At 43.2% G+C, this 24,404-nt stretch carries 26 protein-coding genes; 22 read left to right on the plus strand and 4 right to left on the minus strand.

The genetic code is table 11. The features are described from left to right. Positions 1-24: 24 nt before the first annotated feature. From BLT29_RS08415 to BLT29_RS08500, 18 genes are all read left to right on the plus strand, one after another. On the plus strand, positions 25-2,169 hold the full coding sequence (locus tag BLT29_RS08415; RefSeq protein ID WP_090775881.1) for an HD family phosphohydrolase: 2,145 nt from the start codon (positions 25-27) through the stop codon (positions 2,167-2,169). Further along, the gene (gene ybeY / locus BLT29_RS08420; protein WP_090775882.1) at positions 2,170-2,646 is read left to right on the plus strand and encodes an rRNA maturation RNase YbeY; all 477 of its coding nucleotides are present in this window, start codon (positions 2,170-2,172) and stop codon (positions 2,644-2,646) included. After that, positions 2,621-3,007 carry a diacylglycerol kinase family protein gene (locus BLT29_RS08425; protein WP_090775883.1) on the plus strand — a complete coding sequence of 129 codons (387 nt, stop codon included), beginning with the start codon at positions 2,621-2,623 and terminating at the stop codon, positions 3,005-3,007. The genes ybeY and BLT29_RS08425 overlap by 26 nt, the downstream gene beginning before the upstream one ends. 13 nt (positions 3,008-3,020) lie before the next feature. Continuing rightward, complete coding sequence (locus BLT29_RS08430; protein ID WP_090775884.1) at positions 3,021-3,422, plus strand: cytidine deaminase; 402 nt, start codon at positions 3,021-3,023, stop codon at positions 3,420-3,422. Then, a complete protein-coding gene (era, locus tag BLT29_RS08435) occupies positions 3,412-4,326 on the plus strand; it encodes a GTPase Era (RefSeq protein ID WP_090775885.1) in 915 nt (304 codons plus the stop codon). Before BLT29_RS08430 ends, era begins: the two co-directional genes overlap by 11 nt. Before the next feature lie 157 nt (positions 4,327-4,483). Next, positions 4,484-4,624: a YqzL family protein gene (locus BLT29_RS08440; protein WP_090775886.1), complete on the plus strand. Its 141-nt coding sequence runs from the start codon at positions 4,484-4,486 to the stop codon at positions 4,622-4,624. 27 nt (positions 4,625-4,651) lie between these two features. Continuing rightward, positions 4,652-5,425 (plus strand): DNA repair protein RecO, encoded by a 774-nt coding sequence (recO, locus tag BLT29_RS08445; protein WP_090775887.1) that lies wholly within the window; start codon positions 4,652-4,654, stop codon positions 5,423-5,425. A 346-nt stretch (positions 5,426-5,771) separates the two neighbouring features. Continuing rightward, a complete protein-coding gene (glyQ, locus tag BLT29_RS08450; RefSeq protein ID WP_090775888.1) occupies positions 5,772-6,662 on the plus strand; it encodes a glycine--tRNA ligase subunit alpha in 891 nt (296 codons plus the stop codon). Continuing rightward, positions 6,652-8,736, plus strand: coding sequence for a glycine--tRNA ligase subunit beta (gene glyS / locus BLT29_RS08455; protein WP_090775889.1), 2,085 nt, complete (start codon positions 6,652-6,654; stop codon positions 8,734-8,736). The genes glyQ and glyS overlap by 11 nt, the downstream gene beginning before the upstream one ends. Before the next feature lie 16 nt (positions 8,737-8,752). After that, a complete protein-coding gene (gene ccpN / locus BLT29_RS08460) occupies positions 8,753-9,397 on the plus strand; it encodes a transcriptional regulator CcpN (protein ID WP_090775890.1) in 645 nt (214 codons plus the stop codon). A 56-nt stretch (positions 9,398-9,453) separates the two neighbouring features. Continuing rightward, positions 9,454-10,272: a pyruvate, water dikinase regulatory protein gene (locus BLT29_RS08465; protein WP_090776001.1), complete on the plus strand. Its 819-nt coding sequence runs from the start codon at positions 9,454-9,456 to the stop codon at positions 10,270-10,272. Between the two features lie 284 nt (positions 10,273-10,556). Further along, positions 10,557-11,015, plus strand: a complete 459-nt coding sequence (locus tag BLT29_RS08470) for a YaiI/YqxD family protein (RefSeq protein WP_090775891.1) — start codon at positions 10,557-10,559, stop codon at positions 11,013-11,015. Between the two features lie 27 nt (positions 11,016-11,042). Continuing rightward, complete coding sequence (gene dnaG / locus BLT29_RS08475; RefSeq protein ID WP_090775892.1) at positions 11,043-12,860, plus strand: DNA primase; 1,818 nt, start codon at positions 11,043-11,045, stop codon at positions 12,858-12,860. A gap of 34 nt (positions 12,861-12,894) precedes the next feature. Next, the gene (gene rpoD, locus BLT29_RS08480; RefSeq protein ID WP_090775893.1) at positions 12,895-14,016 is read left to right on the plus strand and encodes an RNA polymerase sigma factor RpoD; all 1,122 of its coding nucleotides are present in this window, start codon (positions 12,895-12,897) and stop codon (positions 14,014-14,016) included. A 253-nt stretch (positions 14,017-14,269) separates the two neighbouring features. After that, the gene (locus BLT29_RS08485; RefSeq protein ID WP_090775894.1) at positions 14,270-14,650 is read left to right on the plus strand and encodes a c-type cytochrome; all 381 of its coding nucleotides are present in this window, start codon (positions 14,270-14,272) and stop codon (positions 14,648-14,650) included. 50 nt (positions 14,651-14,700) lie between these two features. After that, positions 14,701-15,405: a tRNA (adenine(22)-N(1))-methyltransferase gene (locus BLT29_RS08490; protein WP_090775895.1), complete on the plus strand. Its 705-nt coding sequence runs from the start codon at positions 14,701-14,703 to the stop codon at positions 15,403-15,405. Continuing rightward, positions 15,402-16,526 carry a Nif3-like dinuclear metal center hexameric protein gene (locus tag BLT29_RS08495; protein ID WP_090775896.1) on the plus strand — a complete coding sequence of 375 codons (1,125 nt, stop codon included), beginning with the start codon at positions 15,402-15,404 and terminating at the stop codon, positions 16,524-16,526. The genes BLT29_RS08490 and BLT29_RS08495 overlap by 4 nt, the downstream gene beginning before the upstream one ends. A gap of 203 nt (positions 16,527-16,729) precedes the next feature. Continuing rightward, a complete protein-coding gene (locus BLT29_RS08500) occupies positions 16,730-17,155 on the plus strand; it encodes a hypothetical protein (protein WP_090775897.1) in 426 nt (141 codons plus the stop codon). 255 nt (positions 17,156-17,410) lie between these two features. Here the strand turns inward: BLT29_RS08500 and BLT29_RS08505 are convergent, their stop codons facing one another. The 3 genes from BLT29_RS08505 to vrrA all read right to left on the minus strand — a co-directional run bounded on the left by BLT29_RS08505 (position 17,411) and on the right by vrrA (position 19,569). Continuing rightward, complete coding sequence (locus tag BLT29_RS08505; protein ID WP_090775898.1) at positions 17,411-18,358, minus strand: 4-hydroxy-3-methylbut-2-enyl diphosphate reductase; 948 nt, start codon at positions 18,356-18,358, stop codon at positions 17,411-17,413. Positions 18,359-18,505: 147 nt separating this feature from the next. Beyond that, entirely contained in the window at positions 18,506-18,997 is a 492-nt protein-coding gene (locus BLT29_RS08510; protein ID WP_090775899.1) for a CarD family transcriptional regulator, read from the minus strand. Positions 18,998-19,095: 98 nt separating this feature from the next. Continuing rightward, complete coding sequence (gene vrrA / locus BLT29_RS08515) at positions 19,096-19,569, minus strand: VrrA/YqfQ family protein (protein ID WP_090775900.1); 474 nt, start codon at positions 19,567-19,569, stop codon at positions 19,096-19,098. A gap of 158 nt (positions 19,570-19,727) precedes the next feature. Here vrrA and BLT29_RS08520 point away from each other — a divergent pair, with 158 nt between their 5' ends. Together BLT29_RS08520 and BLT29_RS08525 are read left to right on the plus strand one after the other, a co-directional pair. Continuing rightward, positions 19,728-21,071, plus strand: a complete 1,344-nt coding sequence (locus BLT29_RS08520; protein WP_090775901.1) for a DEAD/DEAH box helicase — start codon at positions 19,728-19,730, stop codon at positions 21,069-21,071. Positions 21,072-21,097: 26 nt separating this feature from the next. Beyond that, positions 21,098-21,988, plus strand: a complete 891-nt coding sequence (locus tag BLT29_RS08525; RefSeq protein ID WP_176763870.1) for a deoxyribonuclease IV — start codon at positions 21,098-21,100, stop codon at positions 21,986-21,988. 54 nt (positions 21,989-22,042) lie between these two features. On the opposite strand, the gene BLT29_RS08530 is transcribed toward BLT29_RS08525, so the two are convergent. Beyond that, positions 22,043-22,309 (minus strand): DUF2624 family protein, encoded by a 267-nt coding sequence (locus BLT29_RS08530; RefSeq protein WP_090775902.1) that lies wholly within the window; start codon positions 22,307-22,309, stop codon positions 22,043-22,045. A gap of 169 nt (positions 22,310-22,478) precedes the next feature. On the opposite strand from BLT29_RS08530, the gene BLT29_RS08535 reads away from it, so the two are divergent. Together BLT29_RS08535 and BLT29_RS08540 are read left to right on the plus strand one after the other, a co-directional pair. Beyond that, the gene (locus BLT29_RS08535; RefSeq protein WP_090775903.1) at positions 22,479-23,507 is read left to right on the plus strand and encodes a sensor histidine kinase; all 1,029 of its coding nucleotides are present in this window, start codon (positions 22,479-22,481) and stop codon (positions 23,505-23,507) included. Between the two features lie 137 nt (positions 23,508-23,644). Beyond that, positions 23,645-24,349: a lytic transglycosylase domain-containing protein gene (locus tag BLT29_RS08540; protein WP_245701182.1), complete on the plus strand. Its 705-nt coding sequence runs from the start codon at positions 23,645-23,647 to the stop codon at positions 24,347-24,349. The last annotated feature ends 55 nt before the right edge of the window (positions 24,350-24,404 follow it).

Here is a 24,404-nt window from a genome sequence, read left to right on the forward strand (position 1 = left end):
GAACGCTTGAATGGAGGTGATGAAATGACAAAGAAGAAAAAAGCTTCTGCGGCGTCTGGATGGTGGTCGAAAGTCAAACATCAGCCATATACGCGAGCGGTGATTTTCGCGCTCATTGGCGTGATCATGTATGTCATGATGATTGACAATATCATACCTGAGCGTTTAAACATTGCATTGTCAACGCCTGCGGAACAGGATCTTCATTCCCGTGTAACAGTGGAAGATAAACAAGCGACGGAAAAGCGGCGTGAAGAAGCAAGAGAAAGTATTGAATCACAGATGAAGCACAAGAAAAATTATAAAGAAGAGCGTCGGCAACATGTAGAAACGATTTTTAGTGTGGTTGCTAAAGTGCGTGATGAAGCGAAAGAAGCCGACAAGAAGATGTCGGTCAAGGATCAGATTAAGGAAATACGTAACGATTTTTCAGATAGCATGAACACAGAGATTTCTGATGATCAGTTGACTGTCTTGTTAGATACGCCCGATCAACAATTCGAGCTTGCCAAAGATACAGCGGTAAGTGCTGTTTATGAAACGATGAGTGAACAAATTCGCGTCGGTGAGCTGCAAGAGGCAAAGCAGCTGGCAAAAGAGCAAGTGGCAAGTGTGTCTAATTTAATGGCAGGTGTGCGAGAAACGGTAAGTGGTCTTGTCGATACTGCAATTACGTTTAATGTGACATATGATGCAGAAGCTACAGAACGTTTACGTAAAGAAGCTGCAGATGAGGTTGAACCGGTAGTGATTCGCGATGGGGAATTGCTCGTGAAAGCAGGGGACATGATCACACATCCTGTGTATGAAAAGTTACGGCTAGTCGGTTTGTTAGATGATGCCCCGATTATTTATCCTTATATTGGACTAGCGCTGCTCGTATCTTTAATCGTGGGGATGTTGGTTTATTTTTTAAACGACTCTCAAACAAGTGTCGCGACAAACCATTCACACTTACTCATGTTTGCAATGGTGTTTGTCATGATGTTATTAATTTTAAAGGGATGTAGTTATTTGGCTCCAATGGTTGATCAGAGTGGTTTAGGGTATGCCGTTCCAGCAGCTGCAGGTGCGATGTTACTGTCACTACTCATTCATCCTAAGATTGCGATTATGACAAGCTTTATTTTTGCGATCATTGGCAGTGTATTTTATAACAACGATTCTCCAGGGACATTTGCATTTACGTACGGTTTATATATTCTTATCAGTTGCTTAAGTGCCATTTACTTTTTAAAGCATACAAATCGGGCCACGCGTATTTTGCGGGCAGGATTTTTTGTCGCTTGTGCGAACATCGTGACGGTACTCACACTTTTGTTGATCAAGACAATTCATATTGATTGGGTTGAATTTGGTATACATTTTGGCGCAGCATTCTTATCGGCTTTTATTGCTGCTGTACTAACGATTGGAATTTTGCCGTTTATTGAGACAGGTTTTGGTGTGTTGTCTGTATCTCGCTTGATTGAGTTGTCAAATCCGAATCATCCGTTACTGAGAAAAATATTAATTGAAGCACCCGGAACGTATCACCACAGTGTTGTTGTCGGTAACTTATCAGAAGCAGCTTGTGAAGTGCTCGGTGAAAATGGATTGCTCGCACGTGTGGGTGCGTATTATCATGACTTAGGAAAAACAAAACGTCCTCACTTTTTTATCGAGAATCAGTTAAAGGGGGAAAACCCTCATGATAAAATTTCTCCGCAACTGAGTAAAACGATTATCATTTCACATCCGTATGACGGTGCAGAATTGTTACGTGAACATAAAATGCCAAAAGAGATCATTGATATCGCTGAACAACATCACGGGACAAGCTTGCTAAAATACTTTTATCATAAAGCGAATGAAGAAAGCGATCAGCCATTACCTGAATCCCAATTCCGTTACCCGGGTCCGAAACCACAAACGAAAGTCACATCGATCATCTCTATTGCTGATAGTGTGGAGGCAGCTGTTCGCTCAATGCAAAAACCAACACCGGAGAGAATCGAGCACCTTGTTGATAAAATCATTAAAGATAAGCTAGAAGATGGTCAATTTGATGAATCAGACTTAACGTTAAAGGAATTGAATAAGATTAAGCGATCAATCTGCGAGACGTTAAAAGGAACTTTCCATCAACGGATTGAGTACCCAGAAGACACGTTAAAAGGAGACAAGTAAATGTTAGAGATTGAAGTAACCGATGAAACAAACACACTGACTTCAGCACAATTAACGATTGCTAAGCAAGTATTGACTCATGCAGCAGCAGAAGAAAATGTCAGTCGTCTAAGTGAAGTGTCTGTAACGTTTGTTGATGAAAAAGAGATCCAGTCTTTAAATGCTACACACCGCGGGTTAGACAAAGCAACAGATGTGTTGTCCTTCGCTTTACATGATGGTGAAGAAGAGGTGGATTTGATTCTGCCTGAAGGGATGAGGGACATGCTTGGCGATATCGTTATTTCGGTGCCGCATATAGAGCGCCAGGCATCAGAGTACGGGCATACGTATGAACGAGAGCTTGCATTTTTACTTGTGCACGGTTTTTTACATCTATTAGGGTACGATCATATGAATGAAACGGATGAAAAAAAGATGTTCACAAGACAGGAGGAGATTTTACAATCTTATGGGCTTGGAAGACCGCAATCGTAAAGGGATTCGTCGGCTGTTTCGATCTTTTGGTTATGCAATGTCAGGGCTCGCTTATGTATGCAAAAATGAGCAAAACATGCAAGTTCATCTTGTCAGTGCCGCACTTGTCATATGTGCGGGATGGTATTTAGCTATTCCCCTAACCCATTGGCTCGTGTTGCTGCTCGTGATTGGGGGCATGCTTACGTTAGAAATTATGAATACCGCCATCGAGCGAACGGTTGACTTAGTTGTAGAAGCGTACCATCCATTAGCGAAGCGGGCGAAAGATATTGCAGCTGCGGCGGTGTTTATGTTCAGTTTATTTGCTGTAATAATTGGTCTGTTTATTTTTATCCCGCCAATTGTAAAATTGTTTTGAGAGGAGCATATTTATGGATAAGAAAGCATTAATGGAGCAAGCGCTGGAGGCACGACGTCATGCGTATATTCCTTATTCATCCTTTGCAGTCGGAGCGGCATTGTTACTTGCTGATGGGACAGTTGTACATGGTGCCAACATTGAAAATGCTTCGTACGGTTTAACAAATTGTGCCGAGCGAACAGCACTTTTCAAGGCATACAAAGAGGGGCATGCGCCGTTTCAAGCGATCGCGGTTGTCGCTGATACCGATGAACCAATTTCTCCTTGTGGGGCTTGTCGTCAAGTATTAGTTGAGCTTTGTCCGCCGGATATGCCTGTTTATTTAGGGAACTTACAAGGTGATTGGCAAGAAACAACTGTTCAAGCACTATTACCAGGATTTTTTAAAGCGGAGGACATGTATGAGCGTTAAGGAACAATCATTTAAGTCAGGTTTTGTCTCGATTATCGGTCGACCGAATGTCGGCAAGTCGACGTTATTAAACCATGTGATCGGTCAAAAAATTGCAATCATGTCAGACAAACCACAAACAACGAGAAACAAAGTACAAGGCGTGTATACGGATGCTGATGTGCAAGTTATTTTCATTGATACACCAGGGATCCATAAGCCGAAACATCGTCTCGGTGATTTCATGATGAAAGTGGCTAAAAATACGTTACGTGAAGTCGATCTCATTTTATATGTCATTTCTGCCGATGAACAATTCGGCCCGGGTGAACAATATATTCTCGAACGTTTACAGGAAACGAACCAGCCGGTATTTTTGGTCGTTAATAAAATTGATAAGGTGACCTCAGATGAATTGCTTCATATGATCGCATCTTATAAGGATCGGTATGATTTTGCAGAAATTGTTCCGATTTCAGCACTGGAGGGTGAGAATGTCCCAACACTGATGAAACAAATCGTGTCTTATATGAAAGAAGGACCTCAATATTATCCGGCTGACCAAGTGACAGACCACCCAGAACGATTCATTGTTTCCGAGCTCATTCGTGAGAAGGTGTTGCAGTTAACACGCGAAGAAATTCCCCATGCAATCGCGGTTGTTATTGAACAAATGAAGCGGCGGGACAATGGAAAAGTGTATGTAGGAGCGACGGTCATTGTCGAGCGTTCTTCGCAAAAAGGAATGATTATCGGGAAGCGTGGGGCAATGTTGAAAGAGATCGGTCAGCTTGCACGTGCAGATATTGAAGCCTTGCTTGGTTCGGGCGTGTTTTTAGAATTATGGGTGAAGGTGCAAAAAGATTGGCGTAATCGTCCTGCACAACTACGCGATTTTGGTTTTAATGAAGAGGACTATTCGTAAGCAGGACACGTAATTTTGAAAAAGTCAAGGGTGGGGAATTAACAATTTTTCCATAGCATGATACGTGCGTCTACAGGTGAACATAACAAGCAAAGGGTCGCCCCGTAGAAGACGGTGCGTTTGTAAAAGAACCTAGGAAATGAAAGGGTGGCTTTTAATGCTTGAGCTATTATGGAAAGTATTTTCGCAGACAGGGAATGTAGACATGTATTTGTTATTGAAAGAGCTAGAGGAAAACGGAGAAGACCTTGAAAATAACACAAGTGAAACCGGCTCACTTGGTCCTTCTCCTCTTTAAAAACCCGCACCAATATAGGGAGAGGTCATGTTAAAAAAAGTCGACGGCATTGTGCTGAAATCGATTGATTACGGAGAGACAGATAAAATTGTGACATTGTATACAACGTCTTATGGGAAGATGGCTGTGTTAGCAAAAGGGGCCAAAAAAGGGACGAGCCGTTTTTCAGCAGTGACACAGCCATTTGTGTATGGGTCGTTTTTGTTTTTTCAAGGACGAGGCATGCCATCACTTAGTCAAGGTGATGTGTTGCAGTCGTTTAAAACAATTCATATGGATATGACAAAAGCTGCGTATGCCGCATACATGGTAGAGTTAGTCGATAAACTTACAGAAGCGCGGCGGATATATTTGCATGTATTTGACTGGCTTATTGTCGCACTAAAACAACTTGAAACAGGATACGATGGTGAAGTGATTGCACGTATCGTCGATTTGAAAATGTTAACGGTCGCCGGCGCAAAACCTGTGTTGGATTATTGCGCGGTTTGTCGTTCAGACACTCATGATCCAACCGTATTTTCGATTACACAGGCAGGTTTTTTATGTGTCACTTGCGCGTACCGTGATCAGCATGCTTATCCAATATCAATTACCTTTGCCCAGTTGTTACGTACACTTTATTATGTCGACTTAAACAAGATCGGCACAATTTCAATTTCAGCAAGCACAAAGAAGCGACTCCGTACAATGTTGCATATGTATTACGACGAATATGTAGGGATTCATTTAAAGACACGGGGGTTTATTACGCAACTAGAGCGGTATGATCCACGTCTTTTCACGCTTGACAATGATTAAAAAAGCGACTATAATGAGCAAACAATGAAAAGGTGCGTCTGAGGGAAAAAAGAGCGTTTGCGTCACTTGATGCATAGCGATCCTAGGGTGGTGTGAGCTAGGACATCAAAGCAAGTGTACAGGCAATTCCCGAGCATAATCGGATAAAGTGATCGACCATCAGCAGTCAGGAATTAGAGACCAGAAGTCGGAACAAAAGGGCATCATCCGACCTCGGGCGACTGATTTTTGACTTCCGGTCGATAAGTAGGGTGGAACCGCGGGCAAACTGCTCGTCCCTATGCCACATGGGCGTAGAGGCGAGTTTTTTTTGTCGTCTACTGCCCCTAATAAAGGAGGACAATCAATGGATGTTCAGTCAATGATTTTAACGTTGCAATCTTTTTGGTCAAAGCAAAACTGTATCATTATGAATGCCTATGACATAGAGAAAGGGGCAGGAACGATGAGTCCGCATACGTTGCTACGTACAATTGGCCCTGAGCCATGGAACGTGGCCTATGTGGAACCGTCGCGCCGTCCTGCTGACGGGCGTTACGGAGAAAATCCAAATCGCTTATACCAACATCACCAATTTCAAGTCATTATGAAACCATCGCCGCTTCATATTCAGGAGCTCTATTTAGATAGTTTGCGGGCGTTAGGTATTGATCCGTTAGCGCACGACATTCGTTTTGTGGAAGATAACTGGGAGAATCCGACGCTTGGCTGTGCAGGCCTCGGCTGGGAAGTATGGTTAGATGGCATGGAGATCACGCAATTTACGTACTTCCAGCAAGTAGGTGGTATGGAAGCGAATCCCGTCTCTGCCGAAATTACGTATGGCCTTGAACGGTTAGCGATGTATATTCAAGACAAGGAAAATGTGTTTGAGCTTGCCTGGGTCGATGAATTTACATACGGTGATATTTTCCATCAGCCAGAGTACGAGCATTCTAAATATACGTTCGAGGTGTCGGACACGAAGATGTTGTTTTCGCTGTTCTCGACGTATGAAACAGAGGCGACGCGTGCACTTGAGGCAGGACTTGTCTTTCCTGCGTACGATTACATTCTCAAATGTTCGCACACGTTCAATTTGCTTGATGCACGGGGCGCGATTTCAGTCACTGAACGAACTGGATATATTGGGCGTGTACGTACGCTTGCGCGGAAAGCAGCGCGTCTCTATTATGATGAAAGAGAAAGGCTTGGTTTTCCGATGTTAAAGAAGGAGGGCTCCTCACATGAATCATAAGCCATTGTTATTAGAAATTGGTGTAGAAGAATTGCCAGCACGAGAAGTCGTACCGGCTGTGAAGCAGCTCGGTGAGAAAGTGCGCGCATGGCTGGATGACAAAGGATTGTCATATGAAAAAGTCGAGACGTACGCGACACCGCGGCGTTTGGCTGTCATTGTTGAGGCACTTGCTGTAAAGCAGCCAGATGTCACTGCTGAAGTACGTGGACCGGCAAAAAGGATTGCGATGGATGCTTCTGGTGAATGGACAAAAGCGGCCCTTGGGTTTGCCCGCGGTCAAGGCGTCGAGGCGCAAGCACTTCAAGTCAAGCACGTTGGAGATGTCGAATATATTTTTGCCAATACATTTACGGCTGGAAAAGAAACGATTTCCCTTTTGCCTGAGCTAAAAGACATCGTAACGTCGCTTAATTTTTCGAAAAATATGCGTTGGCATACGTATGATTTACGTTACGCGCGCCCGATTCAATGGCTTGTGGCGCTTTATGGAGAAGACGTTGTCCCTTTTTCAATCACAGCCGTTTCAACAAACCGACATACAAAGGGGCACCGCTTTTTAGGGGAGGAAGTCACGTTACACTCTCCGGATGAGTATGTAGAAAAGTTAGAAGCGCAATATGTCATGGTTGATGTAGAGAAGCGTAAGTCGCGCATTTGTATGCAATTAGAACAACTGATGACGAAAAATGGTTGGCATATTCCAATTGACAAAGCATTGTTGGAAGAAGTGACGAACTTAGTGGAATATCCAACGGCACTTGCTGGTCAGTTTGATGAAGCATTTCTATCTTTGCCAAAAGAAGTGCTTGTAACGACCATGCGTGAGCACCAACGCTATTTTCCAGTTACAGACGCCAATGGTCAGTTGCTTCCTTATTTTGTGACCATTCGCAATGGGAACGATGCATCTATCGCGCAAGTGGTGAAGGGCAATGAAAAAGTGTTACGAGCGCGCTTGGCAGATGCGAAATTTTTCTATGAAGAAGACGGAAACCGTTCGATTGAAGAGTCAATTGCGAAGCTAGACCACATTGTTTTCCACGAATCAATTGGGACAATTGGCCAAAAAGTGGCGCGCACGACTGCGATAGCCACATGGTTAGCAACACAAAGTGGTTTATCGGAAGCGGAACAAGAGACGGTGCGTCGTGCTGCAGCAATGAGCAAATTTGATCTTGTGACGAATATGGTAGGTGAATTTCCAGAACTACAAGGACGAATGGGGCAAGTGTACGCGCTGAAAGCAGGTGAGGCGGAAGCCGTTGCAACAGCCATTTATGAGCAATATTTGCCACGGTTTGCAAAAGACGTGACGCCAACAAGTGCAGCGGGAACAATGCTTGCGTTAGCAGACCGCCTAGATACGCTTGTATCATGTTTTGGAATTGGACTCATTCCAACCGGTTCTCAAGATCCCTATGCACTGAGACGACAAGCAAGTGGCGTTGTTTACCTGTTACTTGCCTATAAATCCCGACTACATTTGGATACATTACTTGATTATGCGTTGGAAGTTGCCTCAAAAGAAGGATTTATGACTACGTCTGTCGAAGAAACAAAGGAGGCGCTCTTAACATTTTTTGAGACACGTTTGAAATACGCTTTTACTGAAGCCGGAAATCGCTATGACGTGGTCGATGCGGTGCTACAAGCTCCACAAACGGATGTAGAAACAATGCTTGCGAAAAGCCAGTTGCTCACAGAAAAGGTGGATGACGCGACATTTAAAAAGAGTGTAGAAGCGTTTCGACGTGTGACAAATTTAGCAACAAAAGCAACACACGACGAGGAAGTGTCAAATGATCTTTTTGAAAATGAGTCAGAAAGTATGTTATGTCAAGCAACGTTGAAAGTCGAAAAAGAGATGGGTCAAGCTTTAGCGGCACGTGATGTGAAAGCAGCGTTTGCATCATTAACAGCGTGTGAACCGGCAATTGCTGCGTTTTTCGCGGACACGATGGTCATGTGTGACGATGCGCGCATCCGTCACAATCGGTTGGCATTGTTGCGACGGCTGGCACAGTCGATAGAAGCTTTTGCTGACTTTCAGCAACTCGTTCTTCCTACGTGAGTAAGGCAAAAGAGAGGTGATCCAAATCGAACTGTCGAAGCGTCAACAACAAATTATTGACATTGTGAAAGAGAATGGCCCTATAACAGGGGAGCATATCGCTGAGCGGCTCTCTTTGGCGCGGGCGACACTTCGTCCAGATTTGGCCATCTTAACGATGTCCGGATATTTGGATGCACGACCACGTGTTGGTTATTTTTATACAGGGAAAACAGGCGGGCAAATGTTGTCAGATAAAATTAAAGATATTACAGTTGCCCATTACCAGTCACGTCCTGTACTCGTTTCAGCGTCATCATCTGTATATGAAGCGATTTGTACGATGTTCTTAGAGGACTGTGGCACCTTATTCGTTGTGGATAAATCAAATACATTAATTGGTGTTGCTTCTAGAAAAGACCTTTTGCGCGCAAGTTTAGGCGAGGGGTCGTTAGAAACAACCCCAGTGAGTGTCGTGATGTCCCGCATGCCTAACATCGCGATGTGTCAGAAGGAAGATGCAATCATTGAAGTCGCACAAACGTTAATGACACGACAAATAGATGGATTACCTATTGTGAAAAAAGTCGCTGTAGGATCAGGATATGAGGTCATTGGACGCGTAACGAAAACAAATTTGACCGCGCTATTGGTTGATTTGGCAAATAATGATTTTGAATGAGATGAAATAGTGATAGTAGAACATATAGTTCATTTTTTAAGGGGATGAATCCAGTGATGACAAAGAGCCGTGAACGCCTTGTCGTATATGTCGTTTCAGATTCAGTTGGAGAAACGGCTGAACTTGTTGCCAAAGCGGCAATGAGCCAATTTAGTGAAGCGGGCGTCGATCTTCGTCGCATTCCTTACGTTGAAGACAAAGGAACATTGAAAGAAATTATTGAGCTTGCTCAAGAAGAAGATGCACTCATTGCATTTACGCTTGTGATCCCAGAAATGAAACACTTTTTATTAACAGAAGCGGCGGCAGTTGGGGTGGAAACGGTCGATATCATTGGTCCGATGTTGGCGAAGATTCATGAATTGACAAATGAAGAGCCTCGTTATGAACCGGGATTGATTCATCGCTTAGATGAAGATTATTTTCGTAAGGTCGAAGCGATCGAATTTGCGGTAAAGTATGATGACGGTCGTGATCCTCGAGGGATTATTTTAGCAGATGTCGTATTAATTGGTGTGTCTCGCACGTCTAAAACCCCACTTTCACAGTATTTAGCGCACAAACGGTTTAAAGTAGCTAACGTTCCGCTCGTACCCGAGGTGGAACCACCAGAAGAGTTATTTCATATCTCACCAAAAAAATGTGTCGGTTTAAAAATTAGTCCAGAAAAGTTAAATGGCATTCGTGCTGAACGTTTAAAAGCATTAGGTTTGAAAACGGAAGCCAAATATGCAGATATGAACCGTATTAAGGAAGAATTGGACTATGCATCACGTGTGATGGCAAGAATTCAATGTCCCATCATCGATGTTTCAACAAAGGCAGTTGAAGAAACAGCAAATATGATTTCTGATATGTTTCGGAAAAAAGGATAAAGGATGAAGTGGTAGTCCTTTAAATAGATCTATTTATAAACACGCGTGAAATGACGTCTTTTCAAACCCGTTACTTTTCAGTATAATGGGTACTTGTGATTGTTTTTAATGATGTGTATGTATATTGGGCGCATCTAGCAAATAAATATGGAAAAGTCAAGACTTTTTTCTGTTTTTTTGGCAATGATAGAAGAGGAAGGATAAAAATGGTGCCTTCGACATATTTTTTTTGTTTTCGTCAAGTTAGGAAGGAAATACTCGTCATGGTGTAGAAAGATATAGTTATGGGAACAAAAAGAAACCAAATTGTATATGTAGATGCTGATTCGTGTCCTGTAAAAGAAGAAATTATTTCTTTGTGTGAGACGTATGAATGTGACGTGGTGTTTGTTTGTTCCTATGCCCACGATCTAAACGCACCAGCACATATAAAAATTGTGCAAGTAGATTGTCATAAAGAAGCTGTTGATTTATATATTTTAGCAGCAGTTAAAGAGACTGACGTATGTGTGACACAAGATTATGGTCTCGCTTCGCTCTTACTGATGAAAGGAGTGTACGTCGTCTCTCCACGTGGACATCGTTACGACGAGAAAACAATGGATGAGATGTTACAGTCGCGCTACCTTTCACAAAAGGAGCGACGATCAGGAAAGAAAGTACGCGGGGGGCCGAAAAAATTTACAGCAATTGAGCGGGATCGTTTTAAACAAAATTTGGCTTCTTTGCTGGATGGTGAGTGAGCGTACGAAAGGATTTGGTGATTGCCCATGGTGGATAAAATACAGGATGAGCAATTGGCTGAGATTCGTAGGGCAAATGACATTGTAGAAGTGATTGGTGAATATGTCCAGCTCACAAAGCAAGGGCGTGGTCATAGTGGACTTTGTCCATTTCATCACGAAAAGACACCATCATTTTCTGTCTCGAGTGAGAAGCAGTTGTATCATTGTTTTGGGTGCGGTGCAGGAGGCAATGTGTTTACCTTTTTGCAAGAAATAGAAGGCTGGCATTTTACCGAAGCGGCACATCATTTGGCGCGTAGGGCACGTATTGCGCTGCCAGAAGCAACAAAAAATACCACTCATAAGACAAGTATGCACGCTGATCTCCAGGTGATGAAAGAAGCGCATACGCTCGCGGCGGAAACGTATCATAATGTATTACGCATGACTGAAGAAGGTGCACCTGGACGGGTGTATGCAGAGGAGAGAAAGTTATCTGCTGCACAACTTGAGCACTTTCAAATCGGCTACGCACCGGACCATTGGGAGGCACTTACGACGATTTTTTCAAACAAGAAGTGGTCTCTCTCGCTCATGGCACAATGTGGATTGCTTTCCGCAAGAAAACAAGCTGAAGGGTACTATGATTTATTTCGGCATCGCCTCATGTTTCCTGTGAAAGATGGCAAAGGACAGGTCATTGCGTTTGGTGGTCGGGCGATTGGCGCTGACCAGCCCAAATATTTAAACAGTCCAGAAACCCCATTGTTTCAAAAAGGGAAGACACTGTTTAACTTGCATGATGCAAGGTCAGGTATGAGACAGCGTGACCAAGTGATTTTATTTGAAGGAGCGTTTGATGTCATTGCTGCATGGCAAACAGGTGTTACAAATGCGGTTGCGACTTTTGGTACGGCGCTGACAATTGAACAGGCGACATTGTTGCGGCGAAATGTTTCGCAAGTTGTTCTTTGTTATGACGGTGATCAGGCTGGGCTTGAAGCAACACGTAAAGCGATTTCCGTGCTTGAAGGTGTAGGGTGTGAAGTGAAAATATGTTTGTTACCAGACGGACTTGATCCAGACGGATTTATTGCTCATCACGGCGCACAGTCATTTCGATTGCATTTGGAAAAAGAATTGATGTCGGTTATGATGTTTCGTATGCATGATCGTAGGATTGGGAAAAATCTTCAAAATGAAGGAGATCGGCTACGCTATATTGAAGAAGTAATGCGGGATTTAGCAAAGTATCCGCAAGCAGTCACACGTGAATATTATATGCGCCAACTAGCAGATGAGTTCGGCTTATCAATAGAAGTGCTTCGCGAGGAACAGACGCGTTTTAGAAAAGAGGTGGCACAGGCAAAGCGAAAAGAAGAAAATTCGTTTGCTACGGCGCCGTCTGAAAGAAAATCTAATATACGCTTACCAGCAGCATATGTGCAGGCAGAAAGGGCTTTACTCGGTTATATGTTGCGCGATATTGAAATGGTATGGCGTGTGTCTACCCAATTAACAGGACAGTTTAATATTGATGCGCATCAAGCGTTATATGCGTATTTATTATCATTTGTGTCACGAACACCTGGAGCAAATATGGATCTTTTTATTGCCGAGCTAGAGGATCGCGACCTTGCGCGTCTTGCAGCTGAATTATTAGTACAGCCATTAGAGGAACCATGTAGCGATGAGGCATTTCGCGATTATATAAAGCGGATTGAACAATACCCAAAATGGGCACAATTACTTGCACAGAAACAAGCGATTAAGCAAGCAGAGGACCCAGTAGCTGCGGCAAAGCTTGCCCAAGCATTGCAGGAAGAGTCACTCCGATTAAAGAATGAATTTGCCAGCAGCTAAGTTAGCAGCGTCAATTTTGGAAGGAGGGGATCGTATGGCGGAAAAAACACCACGTCCATTGACAGAAGGTGATCTTACCATCGATCAAATGAAGGAACAACTTGTCGAGCTTGGGAAGAAGCGTGGCACGCTCACATACGCTGAAATTATAGAGAAAATGGCTGTCTATGAGCAAGACTCTGACCATATGGATGAGTTTTATGAGTACCTTGGTGAACAAGGGATTGAACTGGTAAATGAACCCGATGATGAGGCTGCGACGATTCGTCAAGTAGTGAAAGAAGAGGATGAATTTGATTTAAATGACCTGAGTGTACCACCAGGTATAAAAATTAATGACCCTGTGCGAATGTATTTAAAAGAAATAGGTCGCGTCGCACTATTGTCTGCCGATGAGGAAGTAAATTTGGCTAAACGAATTGAACAAGGAGACGAGGAAGCAAAGAAGCGGTTAGCAGAAGCAAATTTACGGTTAGTCGTTTCAATTGCGAAACGTTACGTCGGACGTGGGATGTTGTTCCTTGACTTAATTCAAGAAGGGAACATGGGGCTCATTAAAGCGGTCGAGAAATTTGATCATGACAAAGGCTTTAAATTTAGTACGTATGCAACATGGTGGATTCGTCAAGCCATTACACGCGCGATTGCTGACCAAGCACGTACAATTCGGATCCCGGTGCATATGGTTGAGACCATTAATAAGTTGATCCGTGTACAACGACAACTGTTGCAAGAATATGGGCGTGAACCAACACCGGAAGAAGTTGCAAAAGAGATGGAATTAACCCCAGAGAAAGTGCGCGAAATTCTTAAAATCGCTCAAGAGCCTGTGTCATTGGAAACACCCATTGGTGAAGAGGATGACTCTCACTTAGGTGACTTTATTGAGGACCAAGAAGCGCTTGCCCCATCCGATGCAGCAGCGTACGAATTGTTAAAAGAACAACTAGAAGATGTGCTTGATACATTAACTGACCGTGAAGAAAATGTGCTCCGCTTGCGTTTTGGTTTAGATGATGGACGTACGCGTACACTTGAAGAAGTAGGAAAAGTGTTTGGCGTCACGCGCGAACGTATTAGACAAATTGAAGCAAAAGCACTGCGTAAATTGCGTCATCCGAGCCGCAGCAAGCGATTAAAAGACTTTTTAGAGTAGTCGACAACCATCTGACCTTAAAGGTGAGAAGAGAGGTCAGATGCGTCACTCTTTTAAAAGGAAAAAAGCGTTTTTCTCTTACTTCTTTTATTGTACTGTGTGCGCGCACAGAATGCAAATGAGATGGACTTTTTGTCACAATGGAGAAAAACGTATGCTCTCTTTTCATATGAACAAAAGTAAAGTAAAATAAGGTGGATGCGGTTTCTTTTACATATATTTTGAAACAGCAACAGAGAAAGGGGTCGATCAAATGAAGAGACGTCCGTTACTCCCATTTGCGCTTATCGCGCTACTTGGGGTCATTCTTATTGTCGTACTTTCGACAGTAGGACAACAACAACGCGCAAATATGGATAAAGAAGGTGATGACACTGGTGAACCAATGGTCATCGAAGATCCAATTGCTCATGGAGAACAAGTTGTACAAAAATCATGTGTGTCCTGTCATGCAACGGATTTAGCTGGGACAGGCAATGCACCTGCATTAAATGCGTTAGAAGGTAAATTAAGTAAGGAAGAAATCATTGAAGTCGTAAAAAATGGCCGAGGTGGGATGCCATCCTTTAGCGGTACATTCAAAGATGAAGAAATCGATGCAATTGCAGAATACTTGTTATCTCTATCAAAGTAAGGTGAAAAAGCAGGGGGCGACCTCTGCTTTTTCAATAAGGGTGTGAAAACGTGAATGAACAGAATCTCTCAAAACGATTAGCGTGTGTTGCATCCTACTTAAGTGGTGTGACAAAAGTGGCCGACATCGGCTCAGATCACGCCTATTTGCCATGCTATCTGTGTTTAAAAAATGAAGACTGTTATGTGGTCGCTGGTGAAGTGAATGAAGGACCTTACCAATCCGCGAAAGCACAAGTGAGACAGGCTGGATTATGTGACCAGATTGATGTGCGGAAAGGAAACGGTCTCGCTGTTTTACGAGAAGAAGATGGGATTGAGGCGGTTGTTATTGCTGGCATGGGTGGTCCATTAATTGTAGACATTTTAACAGAGGGGCGAGAAGCATTAAAAAATGTGCATACACTTGTGTTACAGCCGAATGTGGCGGCACAGGTCATTCGGTTATGGTGCGTCGCACATCATTGGACGCTCATTGCAGAAGAAATGATAGAAGAAGACGGGAAAATTTATGAGGTACTTGTCGCTAAGAAGGAAAGTGGAAAAAGACAGGCATTGTCAGCAGCTGATTTATTGCTTGGCCCATTTTTAAGAGAAGAGAAATCAGCGGTATTCCGGAAAAAATGGTCTGATGAAGTAGCGAGTTGGACGCGTGTCCTCGCGCAGTTAGATAAAAGTCAAGATCCAATCGCAGCAAGTGAGAAGCGACAAAAGATAGAGGAAAACATTGCGCTCGTTCGGGAGGTTTTACAATGAAAAAGAAAGCCTTGCATATGCAAACATTGCTCGCCCATTTTGCAACATTTGCACCGAAGCATTATGAAATGGACGGCGATAAGAACGGACTCATGGTCGGCACGTTAAATAAGCACGTCAAGCGTGTCATGACTGCCCTCGATGTGCTAGAAGAAACGATTGATGAAGCCATTGACGAGCAAGTTGACTTGATCATCGCCCATCATCCGCTCTTATTTCGTCCGTTAAAGCAAATTGATACGAGCACAGCGATTGGGCGGATCGTTTCCAAGGCACTCCAGCATGATATCACCATCTATGCGGCACACACAAATCTCGATGTCGCACAAGGTGGCGTCAATGACTTGCTTGCGAAGCAGTTAAACTTAACAAACACGCGGGTCCTCGTCCCGACACACACAGAAGCAATGCAAAAGCTTGTCGTCTTCGTCCCAATGTCACATATAGAAGAAGTGAGAGAAGCGCTCGGTCAAGCTGGTGCCGGTCATATTGGCGAGTATAGCCATTGTGCGTTTCAAACTGAAGGAACAGGCACATTCCGCCCGAGTGTTGGTGCCAATCCGTATATCGGTTCAGCTGGTAAACAAGAATTTGTGGAAGAAATCCGCCTCGAAACGATTGTGACGAAGAAGCAGTGTAAAGCTGTGCTGACAGCATTGAAGCGCGCACACCCGTATGAAGAGCCAGCTTATGATGTGTATTCATTAGAGGAACCGGCAGAACAGCTTGGTCTCGGACGGATCGGCTCAGTACATGAAGCGACAAACCTTAATGCATACGCGCAGTTTGTGAAAGAAGCCCTCCAGCTGCAGGCAGTACGTGTCGTTGGGAACGGTGATACGCCAATCCGGAAAGTAGCTGTACTCGGAGGAGATGGCAATAAATACGTCGGGGCTGCGAAGCGAGCTGGTGCGGATGTACTCATTACTGGTGATGTGTACTACCACGTTGCCCAAGACGCATTAATGGATGGGTTTTGCCTCATTGATGCCGGGCACCATATTGAGCACGTTATGAAAGAAGGCGTTGCGTCGCGATTACAAGCGTTTGTAGTGCAGGAAGGCTATGACGCAGAAGTATTTGCCTCGACGCGGAGCACAGATCCGTTTTTGTTTGTTTAGATCGAGAAAACCTGTGTAGCACCGGTGTGGGGTTGTACAGGTTTTTTGGGGTGGGTTGAACTTGCCTCTAATCATTAAGTGAAGGCAAGCGATATACTTTGTCAGATCTATAAGAGAAAATAAATGAATCATGCAGGATTTCCGTCTCCTTTTGTTGAAGTGTAACAACGAAGTACGAAAAATGACAGGAGGCGGTGTCGGGAATGGGTGTATCCGAGAAAAAACGAAGTTATCGAGATTTAAAGCCTTTAGAGGAAAAATTTACGTCTAGTCTTGGTGCAATGATTGCAGAGCACAAATTAACTGAGGCGGCATTAATGTACTGGTTGGAGAAAGAGAAGACAAGAGAGGGTATGACAGAATCTGAATTGCAGATTCATAAGAAGAGCTTCGCTTCTGTCGTACCAGAATTCAATCGGAGGCTCCATCTTTTCTTTGGAGAGCTGGAAGAGTCTTGGGAAACGTTGAAACAAGAAATCGTGAAATGTGTACAGACAGCAAAACAGCGCAAGTTTGTGATGGAGTATGTGTTTGAGCGGCAAAATGCTGTGAATAGCGAGAAAAAGAAGATGCGTAAGTTAGAAAAAAAGCTATGTCGCTACGCTGTGAAGTGGGGGAAAGAAGAGTAGGCGTAAACTTTTCAATAAAGTGTGTCAGTATGATATTTGAAAACCTTATGGGATATAAAAACAAAATAATTAAATACTATTAAACTTGTCGGTATGATTTGCAAGCGGTTCCTATGTGATGCGTACACAAACTAAAGATCTAGTCATAAAGTGTAATAAGGACAACGCACGACCCCGTTTGTGCAGAGTGAACCCGCTCGCTCCATGAGCGAGTGGGTACTCGTATTGATGAAATGTGTCAAGCTTTTAACATGTTCAGCTCTTTGGCGCTCGCACTTTTGGTAAAATTTTCTCCAGTGGTACTTTCTTCGTTGTGTCCCACGTCTCAGGATTTTCAGGCTCATATTGGCTAATGAAATTGATGACTTCTCGTGTGATGGGCGTTGGTGTAGATGCACCAGATGTCACCCCAACTTTTTTCGCCGATTTGATCCAATCAAGATTCAGCTCTGACAAGTCACCAATCCGGTAGGCAGGTGTGCCGGCAATTTGTTCTGATACTTGCGCTAAACGGTTGGAGTTGTTACTTTTTGGATCACCAACAACGATGACGACATCGCACGTGGCCGCTTGTTCGGCGACTGCTTCTTGCCGTACTTGTGTTGCCAAGCAAATCTCATTATGAACTTCAGCACGGGGATACATGTCCATGGCCCGCTTCATAATGTCAGCAACATCCCATTGGCTCATAGTGGTTTGGTTTGTAATAATGATGTCACGGTCATCAAGTTGTAGTTTTTCTAAGTCTTCAAGCGTTTCAACAAGATGAACAGCATCTGGGGCAACACCCATAGCGCCTTCTGGTTCAGGGTGACCTTGTTTCCCAATGTAAATAAATTGATGGCCTTCTGCGGCTTTTTCACGAATTAAATCATGTGTTTTCGTGACGTCAGGGCAGGTCGCATCAATGCATGTAAGCCCTTTTTCACGCGCGAGACGGCGCACTTCAGGTGAAACGCCGTGTGCTGTAAAAATAACGGTACCGTGTGTCACATTTTTCAAGATTTCTAGCCGGTTCGGACCGTCGAGAGAAATGATGCCGTCTTCTTCAAACGCGTCTGTCACGTGTTGATTATGAACAATTTGACCTAATATATAAAGCGGTCGAGGTAGATCTAAATTTTGTGCGGCTTGTCGTGCCATGACCATCGCGTCAACGACACCATAACAATAGCCTCGTGGGGAAATTTTTAAAACGTCCATGTCAATTAATACCTCCTATGGAGAATGAGCAAAGAGGCAAGCGAAAAGGAACAACGCGGACAGCATTGTTCCTGGCTCCGGATCATTGATAGTGGAGATTCACTTGTCTTACATCTATTGTAAAGGAGAAAAGGTGTGTTCGCAATGTCATTGTGTTTGTTTCAGTACATTGGCATCGATAAATTCATATGCCTGCTCTTCTGAATAGTCATTGACAAGCGCGATCTCACTTGCAACAAGTTGACGCGCTTTTTGTAAGTAGTTTCGGTCTTGGATGTGCAATCCATTTGAACGTTCTGATTGTTTTTTAGATAAAGCAGAAACGAGATGAGCAGCATCAATAATGTTTCCCGATTTTAACATGTTCTCTGTATCTCGTGAAAATTGGTTGGTCGAAGGGAGTTTTTCAGGTCCTTCCTTTAATGCTTCGACAACTTCTTCAATTTGAGAAGAGGAAATAATGCGTCGGAGGGACGACTCTTGAATCCGGTTTTCGGGTAACATGAGTGTAATATCGACGAGCGGGAAATGTAAAATAAAATAGGAATGTGTTTCTCCTAAAATTTGTCTTTCCTCGATGTCTTGAATGGTGCCTGCACCGTGATACGGATAGACAACTTTGTCACCAACTTTAAACATGGACATTCCTCCAATCAAGTGATTGTGTTATTATAACATGAGGAGATATAAATTTCAAATTATACTACTCCGCTAGGATGGTTGTCAACAAGAAATTTCTAGATGTACAATTTCGGTTGAGATGTCGTTCTTTGCTCATAGTTGGATGGTGTGTGTAGCTGTGGGGTAGAGATTGGTGAGTGCGCAGTCATGGATGGTTCACTTCTATTGCCACCGGATACAGGTTGTGTGGATTGCATGCTGCGTAGCATTCGCCATAATGCTGGGATGCGCTTCACATATGGACCATATTGTTGGATCATCGGTGTCACTTGTTGCGTGACGCCGATGACACGTTGGGCATAGACTAAAATGGTTGCGAGCGTAATGCCCTCTCCAAGAGCAGCAGTACCGCTACCAAATAATTGTGGTAGGAACCGTCCACTTGGACGCGGTTTTGTTGGCGTGGGATCAGGCTGTACAAGCGGTCCAAAGTGATGAGTAGGCGTCATGCCCATCAGCCGACTGCCAGTTGGCGGAAAGCGATGTTGTAAAGGAATAGCACTATGAGGTGGGCCTAAAAAAGGATTCATGTGAATTGCCTCCTCTCTTACGATCAAAAATAGTCAGTGTACGGTTAGTACAATGTATGCGCGATGATCAGTGTGTGTGAGGTTTGACAATAGACGATCTAATGTTTCTATGGTAAAATGAACGCTTATGAAGAGCGATACGGAAAGTAGGAATAACGATGCAGGCAGAAAATTTTAGCCGGTTTGGCTTAGACCGACGTTTAATTACAGCGTTAAGTGAGCTTGGCATAGCGCAACCGACAGAGATTCAAGAGCGATTAATTCCCGCCATTTTGAATGGACGTGATTGTATCGGGCAGTCGCAAACGGGAACAGGGAAAACATTTGCATTTTTGTTGCCGCTAGTCAATCAAATTGATACGACCCGTCCGGAATTACAAGCAATCGTGACAGCACCGACACGGGAACTGGCAACACAATTATTTCAAGAACTTAAAAAGCTCCTTGTACATTTTGAAGGTACGCTAGATGCGCAACTATTTGTTGGAGGGACGGACAGAAAACGACAAGCAGATAAATTGGCCACGAAACAACCTCACATTGTTGTGGGCACACCGGGACGAATTGGAGATTTAATTAAAAACCAATGGTTGGTTGCTTATACTGCGACAACATTTGTCGTTGATGAAGCGGATCAAATGTTAGATATGGGTTTCCTTGAGGACGTCGATCAAATTGCTGCGCGGTTGGCTGCAGATTTACAGATGCTTGTCTTTTCTGCGACAGTCCCGGAGAATCTCCAGCCATTTTTGCGAAAGTATATGAATGACCCAAGGCATGTTCATGTGTCGCCGCATCAAACTGCTGCTACACGTGTGACACACCAGCTTGTTCCGATTCGTCACCAAGAAAAATTGACGGTTTTAAAACAGGTCATTCAAGGGCTGTCGCCATATTTGGCACTCGTTTTCACAAATACAAAGGAGGAAGCCGATGAGGTAACCGATGCGTTAGTGAAAGAAGGCGTGAATGTCGATTGCCTCCATGGTGGTTTATCTCCTCGCGAGCGCAAACAAGTGATGAAGCGCGTGGCAGCTGTCGACATTCAATATTTAGTGGCAACGGATTTAGCGGCGCGCGGTATGGATATAAAAGGTGTCAGTCATGTCATCAATTTTTCGTTTCCAACAGATTTAGACTATTATGTTCACCGGATTGGACGGACAGCACGTGCTGGTGCGGATGGACTGGCCCTCACATTATACGACCAAAAAGACGAAGCCGCGTTTGCGAAGCTTGTAAAACGGGGAATTGTTTTTCAGTTTGTAGAGTATAAAAAAGATGAGTGGATCGTATTAGATAAACCACCAGTTGGCGCCGGACGAGTAGCAAAACGCACGACGAAAAGCGAGTCACATGCAAAGAAAGATGCGCCCAAAAAACCAGCGACACGTACAGGTGGCAAAGCAAAAGCAAAGCCGAAAAAAGTAAAGCCAGCATATAAGCGAAAAGCACGTGTCTCTGCAGAGAAGAAAAAACCACGGTCTGCACGGAAAGGCTAAAGACGTTTAAAGGGGGAGGAGCGTTTATGACATTGCAAATAGGTTCCCATGTATCAATGAGCGGAAAGAAAATGTTGTTACAAGCGAGTGAAGAAGCTGCTTCGTATGGGGCAACGACATTTATGATTTATACAGGTGCGCCACAAAATACGCGCCGTAAACCAATTGAAGAGTTAAATATTGCGGCTGGACAAGCTCATATGAAAGAGAATGGTTTAACAAATATCGTTGTACATGCACCGTATATTATTAACATCGGTAATTCCATCAAACCAGCGACATTCCAACTAGGTGTTGACTTTTTACGTTCAGAAATTGAACGGACAGAGGCAATCGGGGCGAAGCAAATTGTGTTGCATCCTGGCGCTCACGTTGGTGCAGGTGTAGATGTAGGCATTGCAAAGATTATTGAAGGATTAAATGAAGTATTAGAAGAAAAACGTGATGTACAAATTGCTTTGGAAACGATGGCTGGGAAAGGATCGGAGTGTGGACGATCGTTTGAAGAGATTGCCCGTATTATAGACGGAGTGACGCATAATGAACGCTTATCTGTTTGCTTTGATACATGCCACACACATGATGCTGGGTATGACATTGTGAATGACTTTGACGGGGTGTTAAATGAATTTGACCATCTCATTGGGTGCGACCGATTAAAAGTGTTGCATATTAACGATTCAAAAAATGAGCGTGGTGCGGGGAAAGACCGTCATGAAAATATCGGTCATGGGTTTATTGGTTTAAAGGCATTACAATATATTGTGCACCATCCACAACTGGAAGACGTGCCAAAAATATTGGAGACCCCTTACATCGTGTGCCCAGATCAAAAAGAGAAGCAACCACCGTATCAGCATGAAATTTCTCTTTTCCGTGGTGAAGTCTCGTCACCTATTGAAAAAGTCATTTCTTAATTCAATGCAAAAGTCCCCGTCATGGTGATGAAGTGACGGGGACTTTTGCTCGTTTTAGCCTAAATAATGTCCATATTGTTGGAAAAGTTCACTGACAATGTGCGCGATGCGGGGATCAGTTTCTGTTTTTAAACGATGGATAATGTGATGTATTTGTGCTTTGTTTCCGACGTCTACTTTTTGTGCATGTACGATACGCAAAATACTTTTTGCTTGCATTAAATCAAGTGTGTAACCATTGTCTTGTGCAAGCGAGATAAGCTCGCTTTCAGTTAGACTGTTAATTTTTTTATTGGCTAGCTGTTGCATAATGATATTCAAAGCAGTCGCCCCTTTGTGAACAGAGTCGTTCTACTATATGCACTTATATATGTTTTAGAACCGATGGGTGCAATTGAAAATTAATTTTGGCACAATAAAGGGAAATCCGTTGTTTAGCGCGAATGTATTTTGTAGGAAAAAATCATGTAAGGGAAGGTGGAGAAGAAAGATGTCGCAATCAGTCATCTCAATTACGGATGATATTTTATCAGAAATGAATGAGCAACCATCGTTATTTTCATTTATTCAAGTACTAAGACTGCCATATGTAAAGGTAGATGAGCACAATAGATGTGTGCACTGGAGTGATTCTTTCCTTGATATTGTCGATCTTGCTCATGTAGATTTGCAAAATAAAACAATGGTGCAATTAGCAAATAAGACAGAGGTCTTACGATGTATTAATCATGTTTTAGCAGAGGCGCGGCAATTGTACATCGCATCGCGTGGACAATATGATCAAGATGAAACGCTAATTAATGTTACAGTGATGCCGGAATGGGAGAGAGAGCAGGTCGTTTATTATATCTTACTAGAGGATTTATCAGGACAACGTAAATTTGAGCAGTTATTATTGTTTTATGATCAGATGGAGAATGTTTCGCGCATTTCAGCAAGTGTTGCGCATGAAATTCGTAACCCATTGTCAATGATCCGTGGCATTTTTCAATTGGCGCAGCGGACGAATAATGTAGACAAGTATGCAAAGACAGTCATCTCCGAAATTGATCGTACAAATTTATTATTGGAGGAATTTGTATCGTTATCAAGGAGAAAACGCAGCAAAAGTTGGCAGTCACCGCTGTTACTCATCGAGTCGTTTACAGGTGTCATGCAGTCAGAATGTACACTATGTGGGGTTGCTTTTAAAGCCGTATTATCGCGTTCATACGCTGTTTGTTATATTGATGAGACGATATTAAAACAGGTGATGTTAAATTTACTTAGGCGTGCAATGGAGACGTATGATCATACACGTGTAAATGGTTTTTTACATATAAAAATGGATCTTATTGGTGAGTGGGTCAACATTGAAATGATTGATAATGGTGGCGACCTATCACAACAAACATTGAAACCAAAGCGTAACATGTCTCTCTGTAAAAAAATGATTGAAGAAAATGGCGGAACGCTGTTGATTCGTAGTGAGATGAATATTGGTACAAAGGTGACCATACAATTTCCCGTATTAGTATAAAGAAAATGACGATGAGATCGTTTTTTTGGCAAGAAATGTGTATATAAGTAAGAAAATGAGCACCTTATAAGTGATGAGGAATGATTAGATGATTTTACTGGTTCCTTTTTAATATGGTAACTTTGAGGTGGCTGCTGTTGAATACACGAAAAAAGTGGGTCATAGCTGTTAGTATAAGTGTGCTTGTCGTATTGTTACTTGTTGTCATCCAGCGTGATATGCCATTCAAGCAGCAGTATGGTAAAGATAAGGATACCGCTACATTAGAGGAGGCATATCGCTCGTTAGAGAAGGAATTGGCGACGGCACAAGTGGACGTGATCCCATTTGACATGAAAGAACATCGGGCTTTATGGGAGCGCGCGTTTCATTTATCTGAACATTTATATCAGGATAGCAGTGGTTACTTCCAAAAAGAGTGGGGTTTATTTTTAGGTCAATTATCTGAAGACAGGGGCATTGATCCTTACGTCGTGTATGAATTATTAAAAGTAGAAAGTGGTCACACATTTGATCCCGATGCTATTGGACCAGAGACACGGTATGGGCAAGCATATGGAATGGCGCAGTTTATGGAAAATACGGCCCCGTGGATAGCGGAAATGGCTGACCTTCCGTATGAAAAGGAATTATTATTTCATCCACTGTATGCGATTCGATTATCTGTAGAATACCTCGATTTTTTATATCAACAATACAATGACTGGAACTATGCCCTCACTGCTTACCATCGTGGGATGGGCGGTTTGGAATCGTATATTGCCCGCAATGGACATGCAAAAAGTGAGTACGCAGTGACAATACAAGAAAGAGCAAAGAAACATGCAGCACAATCTGCATAAGGATTATAGCCAAACTGTCTCTTCTTTGAAAGGGGCAGTTTTTGTGTCATAAAAA

The sequence above is a fragment of the Shouchella lonarensis genome (assembly GCF_900096965.1).
Classification (GTDB): Bacteria; Bacillota; Bacilli; order Bacillales; family Bacillaceae_D; genus Shouchella; species Shouchella lonarensis.